The following is a 15,595-nucleotide window of genomic DNA, read 5'->3' on the forward strand; positions in this document are numbered from 1 at the left end:
GCATCGGCCTGACCTCTCGGTAAGTGATGCCAGTCCGTGTGCTGGAGCCCGAAACGAAAGAGGAAGCTCGTGAGGTTCGACCTGCTGCACACCTTCGCCAATGCCGCTGGCGCTCCCTGGCGACAGGTTCTCGAGCGAGGGCGGCGACGTATCGCCCTGGCCGACGAACTGGGTCTCGATGGATTCTGGCTCGGAGAGCACCATTTCGACCACGCAGGCCAGGATCAGTCGCCGAACCCGGTCCTGCTCCTTGCTGACCTGGCTAGCCGGACCGAGCGGATCCGGGTCGGGACCGCCGCGGTGATCCTGCCGCTGTGGCACCCGCTCAGGCTGGCCGAGGATCTCGCGGCGCTGGACAACATGGTCGACGGACGCCTGGATGTCGCGCTGAGTCGCGGCATCCTCCAGGCGGAGATCATCAACTTGAATGCTGAGGCCGACCGCAAGGATCCCGAGAGGAGCAAGGCGATCTTTGAGGAGTTCCTCGGCCTCCTGAGGACAGCCTGGAGTCAGGATCCGCTCGCCTGGAAGAGCGAGCGCTTCGAAGTGCCCAACCCTGATACCAACTGGCCCGGCGCGCTTGCGGGGCCTTACACAGATGACGAGGGGCGAGCCACCGGACTTGCCATCCTCCCGCGGCCGGCTCAGACGGATGGCCCACGCCTCTACAGCGTTACCGACACGCCGGACGGTTTCGCGACGGCAGCTAGACAAGGGCTCGACGTCATCACGTGGTTCCCGACCGGCGGCGTGCTGGACCGACTCAATACGGTGTACGCCGAGACTGTGGCGGGGAATGGTGGTCCGGCCTCAGCTGCCCCGAGATCGTGTGCGGTGCTGCGACGGATGCATGTGGCGCGGACCGACGAGGAGGCACGGGCCGCTGTCGAGGGCGCCGTCACCAGTACTGTCGAATACATCTCCAAGGTCCGCGGCCTGGGCATCTGGCTCGATGAAGGAGAGAGCGTGGATGACCCAGCTGTCCAGGGAAAAGCCCCGTTCGATCTGCTCTTCGAACGTGACCACTTGCTCGTCGGCTCGCCCGAGACCGTTGCCGAAAAGATGACGTCGATGGTGCGGGACCGCCACGTCGACCACTTTGTGATGTCGCCCTATCTCACCGAGGACGAGCAGGCCGTGGAAGCCTCGCTGCGATTGTGCGCGACTGAGGTAATTCCGGCGGTTAAGTGGCTCTACTGACTTTGTTGGCGTGTTGTCGTGAGGGCTGACAGATGGCCTCTGGAGCGGTATGCCGCGTGTATGAGGTATCCGCAAGGGGGTGGCCTGACGGCCGAGCGGCGGGCGTTTCGCGAGGGCATCCGCCTGGAAGCCGCCAGGATGTTCGCCGATGGCAACGACAACGCCGAGGTGGCCAAACAGCTGCGGGTCAGCGTCCGGTCCGTGCAGCGCTGGCGCTGCGTCTGGCAGGAGCGCGGGGACGAGTCCCTGCGCTCGGCAGGCTCGGCGGCCCGACCGAAGCTGAGCGAAGCACTGTTCGCGGCCCTGGAGGGCGAGCTGGCCAAGGGGCCACTCGCGCACGGCTGGGACAGTCAGGTCTGGACGCTGGAACGGATCAAGACGCTGATCGGACGCCGGTTCCACAAGACGATGACCCTGTCGGCCATCGCGCAGATGCTGCACCGGCACGGCTGGAGCCACCAGCTCCCGGCCCGCCGTGCCACCGAGCGTGACGAGCAGAGGGTGGCCGGCTGGGTGAAGGAGACATGGCCGCAGGCAAAAGCGCCCGGGCGGCGCTCGATGGCTACCTCGTCTTCGAGGACGAGGCCGGCTTCTCGATGACGCCGCCGACCTCCCGCACCTGGGGCCGCCGCGGACATACTCCGGTCATCCGCGTGCGGGGACGTTCCCAGCGCCGCATCTCGATTGCCGCCCTGACCTGCTACAAGCCCGGCCACCGCTCCCGCCTGCTCTACCGGCCGAAGCGGCACACCGACCACAAACATGGAGGCCGCCGCAGCTTCACCTGGACCGAGTACCGCGACCTGCTGATCTGCGCACACCAACAGCTCGACGCCCCGCTGGTCCTCGTCTGGGACAATCTCAACGTGCACCTGGACGCCCGGCTGAGACACTTCATCGACACTCGCGACTGGATCACCTCCTTTCAACTCCCTCCGTATGCACCCGACTTGAACCCCGTCGAAGGCGTGTGGTCACTACTTCGTCGTGCGGGGCAGTGCAACACCGCCTTCGACGACCCCGACCACCTGATGCGGGTCCTGCGCACCCACCTCCGTCGCATCCAGTACCGGCCCGACCTCATCGATGGGTGTCTCACCGCAACCGGACTCACCCTCACGACAACACGGCCATAAAGTCAGTAACCGTCTGGCAATCGGTGTGATGCTCGCACGACACGGGAGCGACGACTGAGTCAGGCGAGACGCGTCGAGCAAGCATGCGACGTCGTAGCTCGCATGGTCCTCGGGGATAGTTCGGCGTACCGGGTTCGGTAGGCCCAAGTTGCCCATGGGGCCCGGTGGGCAGTGCCTATCCGGCTGTGCGCCCCTTGGGTCGCTGGAGCGGAGCGAGACGGCGCGCAATGCCCCTCCAGCCTCCTGAGGGTGCTCAACCTCGTAATCCGAGACCGGTCGCGAAACCAGCCGAACGCGACCGGTCGGCCCGGCATTTGGAGGCCTGCTATCAATGCCCTGGTCGACTTCTACGGCGATCTCGTCACCGATAACGAGTAGCCCCCCACGTCGCATCAGGGGAAGCGTCCTCACAAGGACTTACGCAGAGAAGGAGACGCTCGCGAATGTGAGCCAGGTCATTCTGTCGCCCAGGCTTGCTCAGACCCGAACGCCAGGCGCAGGCTGGCCTGACGAGTCATCAGTTGACCCAGCATTGAGCCAGCATCCGTCTGACTAGGCCTGAGCGCACCTGGCTGCGCTCGCATGCAGTTGAAGGTGAAACTAGCAGTCGGTGAGGCGCTGGACGGCAGGGCACCGCATCGACCTTGGGGTGCCCTGCTGGAGGGCCGAATCCACCTCTACTGCACTTGTATAACCGCTGTTCAGCGTACGCGTCCCCTTGGTTTCAAGGGGACAGACGGAAGCCCAGGCGCCGGCAGAGGATCTCCGTCGTACCCCTTCACCTCACCGAACCGAGACCCCGTCATCCAGTCCTCACGCGCCTGGCTGATATCGTCCTGCGACCGCCCGATGAAGTTCCACCACATCACCAGCTCCTCCTCGAACGGCTCTCCGCCGAGCAGCATCAGCCCCGCGTCCGACGCCGCCCGCAGCGGGAGTTCGGTGCGGCCGCAGCCGAGGTAGAGCATCGAGCCGGGGACGAGGGGGACGTCGTCGACGTGGGCCTCGCCGGACATCGCAAGGACCGCGTACTCGAAGTCCGGGTTCAGGGGGAGGCGGAGGTCGGCGCCGTGGGCGAGGGCCAGGTCCGCGCCCACGATCGGCGTGTACGTCGTGCCGGGGGACGCCGCGCCGTCGAGTGAGCCGAGGATGACCGTGGCCGTCAGGCCCGGCGACGTCACCGTCGGCAGCGCGCCGTGGTGCTCGAAGTGCGGGTCCACGTGGCGGTGGGCGTCGGGGAGCGCCACCCACAGCTGCGCCCCGTGCAGGAAGCGGGCGTGGGCGCGCGGGCTCTCCTCGGAGTGGGAGATCGCCCGGCCCGACGTCATCAGGCCCAGCTCGCGGGGCCGGATCGTCTGGAGGCTTCCCGTGCTGTCGCGGTGCAGGACCTCCCCGTCGTGCAGCCAGCTCACCGTCTGCAGCCCCATGTGCGGGTGCGGCGGCACCTGCATGCCGGGCTCGTCCGCGATGTCGTCCGGGCCGTAGTGGTCGACGAAGGCCCACGCGCCGACCATGCGGCGCCCCAGGTTCGGCAGCAGCCTGCGCACCTCCGTGGACTCGCCGAGCCGGACCCGGCGCGGGCTCAGGAGTTCACGGACCGGTTCCGCCACGACGAACCCGCGTCCGCCGCACACCGATGGCACTGGCTCACGGTCAAGATTGCTCATGACGCGACACTAGCCCCGGCCTCGCCCCGCGTCAGGTGTGTGGCGCATGGAAGGCAGCGCCGCCGCCCGTACGGGTCACCCGGCGCGCCGAGCCGGGGGACAGGCACTGGAATGGTCTGGTGCGCCTCGTGAACGGTGGGTCCGGTACTTCGCCGCCCGACGACTGTCTCGCCCGCAACGACTGGATCTGCGGCGAGTATCTGAGCACGCGTCGGCACATTCTGGTCGACGCCACCGTGCAGCACCTGGAGATCACGCTGGTCGCCGTGGCCATCGCGGTCGTCATCGCCGTGCCGCTCGCACTGCTCGCACGGCGCTGGGGGTGGGCCGCGGGGCCCGTGCTCGCCCTGACCACCGTGCTCTACACGATCCCCTCGCTCGCGATGTTCTCATTGCTGCTGCCCGTGTACGGACTGTCCGCCACGCTGGTGATCGCCGGGCTCGTGCTCTACTCGCTCACCCTCCTCGTACGGAACATCCTCGCCGGGCTGCGCTCCGTGCCCGAGGACACCCGGCAGGCCGCGCGCGGCATGGGGTACGGGCCGATCCGCCTGCTGCTCACCGTCGAGTTGCCGCTCGCGCTGCCCGCCGCGCTCGCCGGGCTGCGGATCGCCACCGTGTCCGCCGTCTCGCTCGTGACCGTCGGCGCCATCGTCGGCTACGGAGGCCTCGGAAACCTGATCTACAGCGGCATGAACACGTACTTCAAGGCCCAGGTGCTCACCGCCTCCGTCCTGTGCGTCGTCATCGCGCTCGTCGCCGACGTGGTGCTCCTCGGCATCGGGCGGCTGCTCACCCCCTGGACGAGAGCGAGTCGCGCGTGAAGCTCCTCTCCGACTCCTGGAACTGGCTCGCCGACTCCGCGCACTGGGCCGGCGACAACGGCGTCTGGCACCGGCTCGCCCAGCACGTGACCCTGACCGTCGTCTGTCTCGTCATCAGCTGTCTGATCGCGCTGCCGATCGCCCTCGTGCTCGGGCACCTCGGGAAGGGCGGCGCGCTCGCCGTCAACATCGCCAACGTGGGGCGCGCCGTGCCCACCTTCGCCGTGCTCGTGCTGTTGCTGCTCACGCCGCTCGGGCAGTACAGCGAGGGGCCCACCGTCGTCGCCCTCGTGCTGTTCGCGGTGCCGCCGCTGCTCACCAACGCGTACGTCGGGATGCGCGGCGTCGACCGGGAAGTGGTGCGGGCCGCGAGGGGCATGGGGATGACGGGGCGGCAGATGCTGCTGAGGGTCGAGGTGCCGCTCGCGCTGCCGATGATTCTCAACGGTGTGCGGATCGCCGCCGTGCAGCTCGTCGCCACCGCCACGATCGCCGCCATCGCCGGTGGCGGCGGGCTCGGGCGGATCATCACCGCCGGGTTCAATCTCGCCAGTACGCCGCAGGTCGTGGCGGGCGCCGTGCTCGTCGCCGTCTTCGCGCTCATCGTCGAGGGCCTGTTCGAGCTCGCCGAACGGTTCGGTCCCGGGTGGCTGCGGGGGAGGAGGGCCTGATGAGCGGGGTGCTGCGTCGGGTGGCCCTGTTCCTGGGTCTTGTGCTGCTCGTCAGCGGGTGCGCCAGTGGGCCCTCGCTCGAGGACCGCGGCGAGGTGACGGCGCCGCCCGGTGACAGCAAGCACCTCGTCATCGGGTCCGCCGGGTTCACCGAGAGCGACCTGCTCGCCAACATGTACGCGCTGCTGCTCAAGCAGGCCGGGTACGGGACCGAGCTGCTGTCCGTGGGCAACCGCGAACTGTACGAGCCCGCCCTGGAGTCCGGGCAGATCGATGTCGTGCCCGAGTACGCCGCCACCTTCGCCGACTGGCTCAATGCCAAGGCCCACGGCGCCGACGCGAAGCCCGTCGGCTCGCCCGACCTCGCCGCCACCATGAAGAGCTTGCGGTCCCTCGCCGCACCGCGCGGGCTCGACGTGCTCGACGCGGGGAAGGCCGTCGACCAGAACGCGTTCGCGGTGACCGAGGCCTACGCGAAGAAGTACGACCTCAAGACGCTCAGCGACCTTGGCGCCTCCGGCCTCAAGGTACGGATCGCCGCCGGCGACGAGTGCGTACAGCGGCCGTACTGCCAGCCGGGCCTCGAGAAGGTCTACGGCATCGACGTCACCGGGATCGACCCCAAGGGCGTCGGCACCACCCAGGCCAAGAACGCCGTGCAGAACGGGCAGGACCAGATGGTGCTCACCACGACCACCGATGCCACCCTCGCGGGCTTCGGGCTCGTGCTGCTCGACGACGACAAGAAGCTGCAGAACGCCGACTACCTCGTGCCCGTCGTCAACCGCTCACGCGCCGGCAACGAGAAGGTCGCGGGGGCGCTCGGCGCGCTCAACTCCGTGCTCACCACGGAGGACCTCGCCTCCATGAACCAGCAGGTCGACAGCTGGCGTCGGCTCCCGGAGGATGTCGCGAGGACGTACCTGGAGGACAAGGGGCTGTTGCGGCAGGGCGGTTGAGAGGTGTGTGTCCTGATTCGGCGGGCAACCGGGGACTGACCGAACGCCGCACCAGGGACACGTACAGGAAGCCGTATGAATCGAGCCGTCGTCGTCGGAGCGGGCGTCCTGGGCGCCTGCGTCGCGTACCACCTCGCCCGCTCGGGCGTCGAAGTGGTCGTCCTGGAGGAGGCGGGGCCCGCGTCCGGCACCTCCAGCGCCACCTTCGCCGCCGACGTCACCCACCTGAAGACCCCGCACACGTACTACCGGCTGAACCGCAAGGGCTCCGACGGCCACCGCGCCCTCGCCGAGGAACTCGACGGTCCGACCTGGCGGCATCCGGCGCCGCTCGTGCAGTGGGCCGACAGCGACGACGCGCAGCGCACCCTGCACGAACGGGCGTCACGCGTACGGGAATGGGGCCACGACTGCCGCAGCGCCCCGGCCTCCGTGCTGCGCGAACTCGCGCCCGCCGTCGACCCGGCCGCCTGCGCCGTCGACGAGGTCGTCGTGCACTCCGGCACCGCCTGGTTCGACGCCCCGCGCCTGGTGCACACCCTGCTGGACGCGGCCGTGCGCCTCGGCGCCGCGGCACACTACGGCACCCGCGTCACCGGCCTGCTCCGCAGCGGCGCACGGATCGTCGGCGCGGAGGCGGGGGAGCGCAGTTGGGGCGCGGACGTCGTCGTGAACTGTGCCGGGCCCGCCTCCGACCAGATCGCCGCGCTCGCCGGGACACGGCTGCCGCTGCGGCACGTGCCGGGACTCGTCGCCGAGAGCGCGCCACTGCCCGAGGAGCCGCTGACCGCGATCCTCTCGGCGCCCGGCATCGACCTGCGGCCCACGGCCGACGGCGGCGTGCTCGCCCTGTCGTGGGAGGTCGACGCGCGCCTGGACGGGACGGCTACCGAAGGGCTGCCGCAGGAGCTGCACCAGCGCGCCAGCACGGTCGTTCCGGGCCTGGGCGGGTCCCGGATCGCCGACGCGCGGATCGGCGTACGACCGGTGCCGCGGGACGGGTTGCCGCTGGTCGGCGAGGTGGATGAGGCGCCGGGCCTGTACCACCTGGTCTCGCACAGTGCGGTGACGCTGGCCCCGGTGCTCGGCCGGCTCGCCGCGCAGGAGATCACGAGCGGGCGGGCGGCCGGGGAACTGGACGCGTACCGTCCGGGGCGGTCGATCAACGGCGACGTACAGGACGAGAATCTGCGGACGATGAACAGCCACGGGGCGGACTCTCAACCTCAACTTTAGGGTTACCCGGGTCGATGTTGCCCCGGCAGGTCACGCATCGGCCACCGAGTCGAACTCCACCTCGTCCCGGCCCACGCCCTGCGCGTCCGCGTCCACCGACCGGCGCAGCGCCTCGTGCAGCTTCGCCGGGGTCAGGACGCCGAGGAAACGGGCGCCGTCGAGGACCGCGACCCAGCCCGCGTCGTGCTGGAGCATCACGCCGAACGCCTGCTTGAGCGGTGCGCCGACGGGCACCCACGCCCGCATCCGGTGCGCCAGGTCGCCGACTCTGCCGTCCGGACCGGCGAGTGACGCCTCGTCGATGCCGACCCAGCCGTGCAGGTCACCGCCCTCATCGAGGACGACCGCCCACCGGGCCCCCTCCTCGCGCATCCGGGCGGCGGCCCGCGCGGGCGGCTCGTCGAAGTGCGCCACCGACGGCTGCTCCAGGTCGTCCGGCTCGATCTCGGTGACCGACAGGCGCTTCAGGCCCCGGTCCGCGCCGACGAACTCGGCGACATAGGGGGTGGCGGGCGAGCCGAGGACCGCGCCCGGGGTGTCGTACTGCTCGATGCGGCCCTGCCCGTACACCGCGATCCGGTCGCCGAGCCGCACCGCCTCCTCGATGTCGTGCGTGACGAGGAGGACCGTCTTGCGGACGGCCGCCTGCATCTTCAGGAACTCGTCCTGCAACTGCTCGCGCACCACCGGGTCGACCGCGCCGAACGGTTCGTCCATGAGGAGGACCGGAGGATCCGCGGCGAGGGCGCGGGCGACCCCGACGCGCTGACGCTGACCGCCGGAGAGCTGCTCCGGGTAGCGGCTGCCGTACGTGGCCGGGTCCAGGCCCACCAGGTCGAGCAGCTCGGCGGCGCGCGCCCTCGCCCTGGACTTCTTCCAGCCGATGAGCGCGGGCACGGTCGCCGTGTTGTCGAGGATCGTGCGGTGCGGGAAGAGCCCCACCTGCTGGATCACGTAGCCGATACGGCGGCGCAGCCGCACCGGGTCGACGCCGGAGATGTCCTCGCCCTCGACGTGGATGTGACCCGACGTCGGCTCGATCAGCCGGTTCACCATCATCATCGTGGTGGTCTTGCCGCAGCCCGAAGGGCCGACGAGCGTGACCAGTTCGCCCTCGTTCACCTCGAACGAGAGGTCGTCCACCGCCGTCGTGCCGTCCGCGTACCGCTTGGTGACATGGTCGAACCGGATCATGCCACCAACGCTAGCCGCGCCCCTCAGCCGCCGCTCACCAGAATCACCTCAAGAGTGCGCGGTCCGTGCACACCCTCGACCCGGTCGAGTTCGATGTCACTGGTCGCGGACGGGCCCGAGATCCACGTCAGGGGACGGGCGGGGTCGAGCCGTTCGAGGGCTTGCGGGACCGAGGAGACGACCTGGTCGGGGACGCGTACGACGCAGATGTGGTGGTCGGGGACGAGGGTGATGCGGCGGCGGCCCTGGTCGGGGGAGCCGTCGAGGACGATGGTGCCGGTCTCGGCGACGGCGACCGCGCAGGCGGTGACGACGCTGTCGACCTCGTCGAGTTCGGCGGGGGTGCTCGCGGGGTTGTCTGGAACCTGCGTCGCGTCGGCGTCGCCCAGCCAGGCGGCCGGCAGCTCGGGCGGTACCACCACGGTCCGCGACCCGTGCCCGGCGAGGAGCCGCGCGAGGGTGGCCGGCAGTTCGTCGCCGGTGGCCCGGTGCACGATCGCCCGGTAGTCCGCGAGGTTCTCCGCGAGGAGTTCCACCGTCTGTTCCGTCGTCCGGTTGCCGTGTTCGCGCAGATAGCCGCGGTCGATGTCCTCGGCGTACGACTCGGGGGCCTCGACGGGGCCGCCGAGGGCGCGGCGCACTCGGCCGAGGATGACGTCCCTGCTGCTCACTTGCTCGTCTCCTTGCCGCCGTTGGTCCGCTTCCACCAGTCGCGGAAGGGTTCCGCGGGCACCTTCGGCAGGTCCCGCGTGTCCGTCCACGCCTTGCCGGGGCCCGGCACCGTACGCGGGTGGAAGCGGCGCGTGCGCGAGGCGAGGCGCTGGCCGGTGGCGAGGGCAGCCGGGTGGGTGAAGGCCCACGTCGCGGCGCGCATCGCGGCGCGTTCGGCGGCGTGGCCCTTGGCCGGGCGGAGCATGACCTTGTTGCCCTGGCGGGTGGCCGGGCCGCCCGACACGACCCGCTCGCGCAGGTGGACGAGGACCTCGGGGATGTCGATGGCGACCGGACACACCTCGTAGCAGGCGCCGCACAGCGACGAGGCGTAGGGGAGCGAGGCGTCGATCTCGCTTCCCGTGCCCCGGAGTTGGGGGCTGAGGATGGCGCCGATGGGGCCCGGGTAGACGGAGCCGTAGGCGTGGCCGCCCGCCCGCTCGTAGACGGGGCAGACGTTCAGGCATGCCGAGCAGCGGATGCAGCGCAGGGCCTGGCGGCCGACCTCGTCGGCGAGGGTGTCGGTGCGGCCGTTGTCGATGAGGACCAGGTGGAAGGTCTGCGGCCCGTCGGAGTCGGTGGTGCCCGTCCAGGTCGAGGTGTACGGGTTCATGCGCTCGGCCGTCGAGGAGCGGGGCAGTGTCTGGAGGAAGACCTCCAGGTCCTGCCACGTCGGCACGATCTTCTCAATGCCCACGACCGAGATGAGTGTCTCGGGCAGGGTCAGGCACATGCGGCCGTTGCCCTCGGACTCGACGACGACGAGGGTGCCGGTCTCGGCGACCATGAAGTTGGCGCCGGAGATGCCGACCTTGGCGCGCAGGAACTTCTCGCGCAGGTGCAGGCGGGCCGCCTCGGCGAGTTCGGCCGGGGTGTCGGTGAGTCCGTCCGGGGCCGGGCGGCCCCAACTGCCCATCTCCTTCTGGAAGATGTCGCGGATCTCGCCGCGGTTGCGGTGGATGGCGGGCACCAGGATGTGTGAGGGGCGGTCGTCGCCGAGCTGCACGATGAGCTCGGCGAGGTCGGTCTCGTAGGCGTGGATGCCCTCGGCCTCGAGGTGCTCGTTGAGGCCGATCTCCTGGGTGGCCATCGACTTGACCTTGACGACCTCGGACTCGCCGGTCTCCCGGACGAGGCCGGCGACGATGCGGTTGGCCTCGTCGGCGTCGCGCGCCCAGTGCACGGTGCCGCCGGCCGCAGTGACCGACTCCTCCAGCCGCACCAGATAGTGCTCCAGGTGGTGGAGGGTGTGGTCCTTGATCTCCTTGCCGGCCTGGCGGAGGCGTGCCCAGTCGTCCAGCTCGGAGACGGCGCGTTCGCGCTTGTCGCGGATGGTGTGGGTGGCGTGCTTCAGGTTCGCGCGCAGCGTGGTGTTGCGTACGGCGTCGTGCGCGGCCTTCGGGAAGGCCGGCATCCCCAGATGCGTGACGCTTGTACCGCTCATACCGGTCATGACTGGGGTCCCTCTTCCGTGCTGGCCAGGATCTCGGCGATGTGGACGGGGCGCATGCCGACCTTCAGGCGGGACATGGTGCCGCCGATGTGCATCAGGCAGGAGTTGTCGGCGGCGCACAGCACGTCCGCGCCCGTGGACTCGGCGTTGCGGACCTTGTCCGTGCCCATCGCGGACGAGACGTCCGCGTTCTTCACCGCGAAGGTGCCGCCGAAGCCGCAGCACTCGGCCGCGCCCGGCAGCTCGGCCAGCTCAAGTCCCTTGACCTTGCTGAGCAGTTGGGTGGGCCGGTCGCCGAGTCCGAGGGAGCGCAGGCCGTGGCAGGTGGGGTGATAGGTCACCTTGTGCGGGTAGTACGCGCCGACGTCCGTCACCTTCAGCACGTCGACCAGGAACTCGGTCAGCTCGTACGTCTTGGGGATCACCGGCGCGAGCGTCGTCGCGAGGCGGCCGCCGCGGCCCTCCGAACGGGCCCGCTCGCCCATCCGCGGGTACAGTTCGCGGACCATCGCCGCGCATGATCCGGACGGCGTGATGATTGCGTCGTAATCACCTGCGGCGAGGCCGGGGCCGAACGTGTCGGCGTAGTGCGTGGCCAGGGGTTCGGCCTCGCGTCGGTAGCCGGTGTTGTAGTGCGGCTGGCCGCAGCAGGTCTGCGCGGTGGGAAAGTCGACCTCCACGCCGAGCCGGTTCAGGAGCTTGACGACGGCGCGGCCCGTGTCCGGGTAGAGCGTGTCGTTGACACAGGTCAGGAAGAGCGCGACACGCATCGGGGCCCCTTCGTGTGGTGGGTGGTGCGGTTCGGTCGACGGTGATCATCGGACGGGAGCAGCGTACGTCGTGAACGGGGGCTGGTCACGGGGTGCGGACGCGTGCCGCCGCCGCGTCCCAGGCCGCCCGGTCGCCGCTCGGCTCGTAGCGTGCGAGCGGCTGGGTGTCCGCGACGAGGCGGCGCATCGTGGCCCGGTCGCCCACGACCCCGTCGGCCCGCGCCTGTACGAGTACGTTGCCCAGCGCGGCGCCCTCGGCGGGCCCTGCCACGACCGGCAACCCGCAGGCGTCCGCGGTCAGTTGGCACAGCAGGGCGCCCCGGGCGCCGCCGCCGACGATGTGCACCACGTCGACCGGGCGGTCGGCGAGGCGGGCCGCGTCCTCGATGGCGCGGCGGTGGGCGAGGGCGAGCGAGTCGAGGATGCAGCGGGTGGTCTCGGCGCGGGTGCGGGGTTCCGGCTGGCCGGTGGCGCGGCAGGCGGCGGCGATGCGGTCCGGCATGCCGCCGGGTGCGAGGAAGGTGGGGTCGCCCGCGTCGACGACGGAGCGCAGCGGGGCCGCCTTCGCGGCCTCGTCGAGGAGGGTCGTCAAGTCCGGTTCGTTCCAGGCGCGTTGGCACTCCTGGAGCAGCCACAGGCCCATGATGTTGCGGAGGTAGCGGACCGTGCCGTCGATGCCGAGCTCGTTCGTGAAGTTCGCGGCGCGGCTCTCCTCCGTGAGGACGGGCGCGTCCAGTTCGAGGCCGGCGAGGGACCAGGTGCCGGTGCAGATGTACGCGAAGTTCGCCTCGGTCGCCGGGACGGCGGCCACGGCCGACGCGGTGTCGTGCGAGGCGACCGTCGTCACCGGGACGGGGTCGGTCAGGTCCGTCGCGTCGAGGACGTGGGGGAGGAGGTCACCCGCGGGGTCGCCGGGGCGGCGGATCGGGGCGAACAGGTTCACGTCGATGCCGGCGCGGGCGGCGATGTCGTGTGCCCAGTCGCCGGTGCGGGGGTCGATGAGCTGGGTGGTGGAGGCGTTGGTCAGCTCAGTGCCCTGCTGTCCGGTCAGCCAGTACGTGAGGAGGTCCGGGATCATCAACAGGCGGCGGGCGGAGCTCAGTTGGGCTGTGCCACGGGCCGCCGTGAGCTGGTAGATCGTGTTGAACGGGACGTACTGGAGGCCGGTCGCCGCGTACAGCTCCTCGGGCGGAATGGTCGCCCACAGCTTCTCCGCGGTGTGGTCCGTGCGGGTGTCCCGGTAGTGGTACGGGTTGCCGAGGAGGACGTTGTCCGCGTCGAGCAGGCCGTAGTCCACGGCCCAGCTGTCGATGCCGATGGAGCGGACCTGGCCGGTGTTGCGGAGGCCCTCCAGGATGCCCGCGTACAGGCCGAGGATGTCCCAGTGCAGGCCGTCGGGGGTGCGGACGGGGGTGTTCGGGAACCGGTGGACCTCGGTCAGGGCGAGGGTGTCCCGGCTGACGCGGGCCGTCATGACCCGGCCGCTGGAGGCGCCCAGGTCTATCGCGGCGTAGGGGGTGGTGGGCATGTGGTTGCCTTCGCGAGTGTGCGGTGTGGTGGGTGGCCGGGGCCCGTGTCACTGGTGCGCCGCCCCGGGGGCCGCCTTGCCCACCCTGCCGCCCAAGGCGGCAGATTGCCCAAGGCGGCGGGGCACGGCCTTTGAGCCCCGCTCTGGGACGAGAGCCAGCGGGGTCCGGGGCGGAGCCCCGGGTTTAGCGGAGGAACGCTGCCGCTACACCTGCGTCCACGGGGACGTGCAGACCCGTGGTGTGCGTAAGGTCGCCCCCGGTCAAAGCGAAGACCGCGTTGGCCACATGCTCCGGCAACACCTCCCGCTTCAAAAGCGTCCGCTGCGCGTAGAACTCGCCCAGCTTCTCCTCCTCCACCCCGTACACCGCGGCGCGCTTCGCCCCCCAGCCCCCGGCGAAGATCCCGGACCCGCGCACCACGCCGTCGGGGTTGACCCCGTTGACCCGGATCCCGTCGCCACCCAACTCGGCGGCCAGCAACCGCACTTGGTGCGCCTGGTCCGCCTTCGTCGCCGAGTAGGCCACATTGTTCGGGCCCGCGAACACCGCGTTCTTGGAGGCGATGTAGACGATGTCGCCGCCCATGTCCTGCGCCCGCATCACCCGCGCCGCCTCGCGCGAGACGAGGAACGAGCCGCGCGCCATGATGTCGTGCTGGAGGTCCCAGTCCTTCGTCGTGGTCTCCAGGAGCGGCTTCGAGATGGAGATGCCCGCGTTGTTGACGACCAGGTCCACGCCGCCGAAGGCCAGCGCCGCCGCCCGATAGGCGTCCGCGATCTGTTCCTCGGACGTGACGTCGACCGTCACTGCGACCGCCTTGTCGGGGCCGCCCAGCTCCTCGGCCACCGCCGCCGCGCCGTCCGCGTTGAGGTCGGCGACGACCACGCACGCGCCCTCGGCGACGAGCCGGTGGGCGATGGCCTTGCCGATGCCGGAGCCGGCGCCCGTCACCAGGGCCACCCGCGTGGCGAGCGGCTTCGGCTTCGGCATCCGCTGGAGCTTGGCCTCCTCGAGGGCCCAGTACTCGATGCGGAACTTCTCCGACTCCTCGATCGGCGCGTACGTGGAGACGGCCTCGGCGCCGCGCATCACGTTGATCGCGTTGAGGTAGAACTCGCCCGCGACGCGCGCCGTCTGCTTGTCCTTGCCGAACGAGAACATGCCGACACCGGGCACCAGCACGATCGCCGGGTCCGCGCCGCGCATCGCGGGGGAGTCGGGGCTCGCGTGCCGCTCGTAGTACGCCGCGTATTCGGTGCGGTAGTCGGCGTGCAGCTCCTTCAACCGGTCGGCCACGGCGTCGAGTTCGGCCGTGGGCGGCAGGTCCAGGACGAGCGGGCGGACCTTCGTACGAAGGAAGTGGTCCGGGCAGGACGTGCCGAGCGCGGCGAGCCGCGGGTGCTCGGCGGACGCCAGGAAGTCCAGGACCGGGCCCGAGTCGTCGAAGTGGCCGACCTGCGGGCGGTCCGTGGAGGCCAGGCCCCGGATGAGCGGGGCGAGTTCGGCGGCGCGTGCCCGGCGCTCGGTCGCACCGAGCGCCGCGTAGCCCTCGATGACGGGACCGAACGGCTCCTCCTTGCCGCGCTCGGCGATGAACGCCTCCGCGGTGCGGATGATGTGGAGGGAGTTGGCCTCGCACTCCTCGGCCGTGTCGCCCCACGCCGTGATGCCGTGGCCGCCGAGAACGCAGCCGATCGCCTCCGGGTTGGCGGCCTTGATCTTCGCGATGTCCAGGCCGAGTTGGAAGCCGGGGCGCCGCCACGGCACCCACACGACCTTCTCGCCGAAGCACTCGGCGGTCAGCTTCTCCCCGTCGGCCGCGCAGGCGAGCGCGATGCCGGAGTCCGGGTGCAGGTGGTCGACGTGCGCCGCGTCCACCAGGCCGTGCATGGCCGTGTCGATGGACGGCGCGGCGCCGCCCTTGCCGTGCAGGCAGTAGTCGAACGCGGCGACCATCTCGTCCTCGCGCTCGACGCCCGGGTGCACCTCGGTGAGCGCCTTGAGCCGGTCCACGCGCAGGACGGCGAGGCCGGACTCCTTGAGTGTGCCCAGGTCGCCGCCCGAGCCCTTGACCCACATCAGTTCGACGTCGCCGCCGGTGACCGGGTCCGTCTCGGTGGCCTTGGCGGAGGTGTTGCCGCCGGCGTAGTTGGTGTTGCGGGGGTCGGCGCCGAGCCGGTTCGAGCGGTCGATGAGGGCGGCGACCTGGGGGTGCGTAGCCATGAAAGTTCCTAAATCCCTGGTG

At 70.5% G+C, this 15,595-nt stretch carries 13 protein-coding genes; 6 read left to right on the forward strand and 7 right to left on the reverse strand.

The window, feature by feature from the left end; all coding sequences use genetic code 11:
- The first annotated feature begins 69 nt into the window (after positions 1-69).
- Positions 70-1,200: an LLM class flavin-dependent oxidoreductase gene (locus tag ACP4E5_RS43635; RefSeq protein WP_425840017.1), complete on the forward strand. Its 1,131-nt coding sequence runs from the start codon at positions 70-72 to the stop codon at positions 1,198-1,200.
- 60 nt (positions 1,201-1,260) lie between these two features.
- A protein-coding gene (locus tag ACP4E5_RS43640; RefSeq protein WP_425840020.1) for an IS630 family transposase occupies positions 1,261-2,336 on the forward strand; the annotation gives its coding sequence in 2 pieces (ribosomal slippage) (positions 1,261-1,719 and positions 1,722-2,336; 1,074 coding nt in all).
- A gap of 701 nt (positions 2,337-3,037) precedes the next feature.
- On the opposite strand, the gene ACP4E5_RS43645 is transcribed toward ACP4E5_RS43640, so the two are convergent.
- Positions 3,038-4,003 (reverse strand): pirin family protein, encoded by a 966-nt coding sequence (locus ACP4E5_RS43645; protein ID WP_425840023.1) that lies wholly within the window; start codon positions 4,001-4,003, stop codon positions 3,038-3,040.
- A 119-nt stretch (positions 4,004-4,122) separates the two neighbouring features.
- Between ACP4E5_RS43645 and ACP4E5_RS43650 the strand changes: the two genes are divergently transcribed.
- The 4 genes from ACP4E5_RS43650 (at position 4,123) to ACP4E5_RS43665 (ending at position 7,693) form a co-directional block, all read left to right on the forward strand.
- Positions 4,123-4,827, forward strand: coding sequence for an ABC transporter permease (locus tag ACP4E5_RS43650; protein WP_425840026.1), 705 nt, complete (start codon positions 4,123-4,125; stop codon positions 4,825-4,827).
- On the forward strand, positions 4,824-5,498 hold the full coding sequence (locus tag ACP4E5_RS43655; RefSeq protein WP_425840029.1) for an ABC transporter permease: 675 nt from the start codon (positions 4,824-4,826) through the stop codon (positions 5,496-5,498). Before ACP4E5_RS43650 ends, ACP4E5_RS43655 begins: the two co-directional genes overlap by 4 nt.
- Positions 5,498-6,457, forward strand: coding sequence for an ABC transporter substrate-binding protein (locus ACP4E5_RS43660; RefSeq protein ID WP_425840032.1), 960 nt, complete (start codon positions 5,498-5,500; stop codon positions 6,455-6,457). The genes ACP4E5_RS43655 and ACP4E5_RS43660 overlap by 1 nt, the downstream gene beginning before the upstream one ends.
- 75 nt (positions 6,458-6,532) lie before the next feature.
- On the forward strand, positions 6,533-7,693 hold the full coding sequence (locus ACP4E5_RS43665) for an NAD(P)/FAD-dependent oxidoreductase (protein ID WP_425840034.1): 1,161 nt from the start codon (positions 6,533-6,535) through the stop codon (positions 7,691-7,693).
- Positions 7,694-7,723: 30 nt separating this feature from the next.
- Here the strand turns inward: ACP4E5_RS43665 and ACP4E5_RS43670 are convergent, their stop codons facing one another.
- From ACP4E5_RS43670 to ACP4E5_RS43695, 6 genes are all read right to left on the reverse strand, one after another.
- Complete coding sequence (locus tag ACP4E5_RS43670) at positions 7,724-8,887, reverse strand: ABC transporter ATP-binding protein (RefSeq protein ID WP_425840036.1); 1,164 nt, start codon at positions 8,885-8,887, stop codon at positions 7,724-7,726.
- 23 nt (positions 8,888-8,910) lie between these two features.
- Positions 8,911-9,558, reverse strand: coding sequence for a LutC/YkgG family protein (locus ACP4E5_RS43675; RefSeq protein ID WP_425840038.1), 648 nt, complete (start codon positions 9,556-9,558; stop codon positions 8,911-8,913).
- Complete coding sequence (locus ACP4E5_RS43680) at positions 9,555-11,042, reverse strand: LutB/LldF family L-lactate oxidation iron-sulfur protein (protein ID WP_425842124.1); 1,488 nt, start codon at positions 11,040-11,042, stop codon at positions 9,555-9,557. The genes ACP4E5_RS43675 and ACP4E5_RS43680 overlap by 4 nt, the downstream gene beginning before the upstream one ends.
- Positions 11,043-11,047: 5 nt before the next feature.
- Positions 11,048-11,821 (reverse strand): (Fe-S)-binding protein, encoded by a 774-nt coding sequence (locus ACP4E5_RS43685; RefSeq protein WP_425840041.1) that lies wholly within the window; start codon positions 11,819-11,821, stop codon positions 11,048-11,050.
- A gap of 85 nt (positions 11,822-11,906) precedes the next feature.
- Positions 11,907-13,349: a rhamnulokinase gene (locus ACP4E5_RS43690; RefSeq protein WP_425840044.1), complete on the reverse strand. Its 1,443-nt coding sequence runs from the start codon at positions 13,347-13,349 to the stop codon at positions 11,907-11,909.
- A gap of 184 nt (positions 13,350-13,533) precedes the next feature.
- A complete protein-coding gene (locus ACP4E5_RS43695; RefSeq protein WP_425840047.1) occupies positions 13,534-15,573 on the reverse strand; it encodes a bifunctional aldolase/short-chain dehydrogenase in 2,040 nt (679 codons plus the stop codon).
- Positions 15,574-15,595 lie beyond the last annotated feature (22 nt).

This window comes from Streptomyces fractus (genome assembly GCF_049844455.1).
In the GTDB taxonomy this organism is placed as follows: Bacteria; Actinomycetota; Actinomycetes; order Streptomycetales; family Streptomycetaceae; genus Streptomyces; species Streptomyces fractus.

What these genes read in the sequence shown, in the direction of transcription:
- ACP4E5_RS43695 (WP_425840047.1), bottom strand. Translation starts at nt 15,573, where the DNA reads ATGGCTACGCACCCCCAGGTCGCCGCCCTCATCGACCGCTCGAACCGG.
- ACP4E5_RS43690 (WP_425840044.1), bottom strand. Translation starts at nt 13,349, where the DNA reads ATGCCCACCACCCCCTACGCCGCGATAGACCTGGGCGCCTCCAGCGGC.
- ACP4E5_RS43670 (WP_425840036.1), bottom strand. Translation starts at nt 8,887, where the DNA reads ATGATCCGGTTCGACCATGTCACCAAGCGGTACGCGGACGGCACGACG.
- ACP4E5_RS43680 (WP_425842124.1), bottom strand. Translation starts at nt 11,042, where the DNA reads ATGAGCGGTACAAGCGTCACGCATCTGGGGATGCCGGCCTTCCCGAAG.
- ACP4E5_RS43645 (WP_425840023.1), bottom strand. Translation starts at nt 4,003, where the DNA reads ATGAGCAATCTTGACCGTGAGCCAGTGCCATCGGTGTGCGGCGGACGC.
- ACP4E5_RS43685 (WP_425840041.1), bottom strand. Translation starts at nt 11,821, where the DNA reads ATGCGTGTCGCGCTCTTCCTGACCTGTGTCAACGACACGCTCTACCCG.
- ACP4E5_RS43660 (WP_425840032.1), top strand. Translation starts at nt 5,498, where the DNA reads ATGAGCGGGGTGCTGCGTCGGGTGGCCCTGTTCCTGGGTCTTGTGCTG.
- ACP4E5_RS43665 (WP_425840034.1), top strand. Translation starts at nt 6,533, where the DNA reads ATGAATCGAGCCGTCGTCGTCGGAGCGGGCGTCCTGGGCGCCTGCGTC.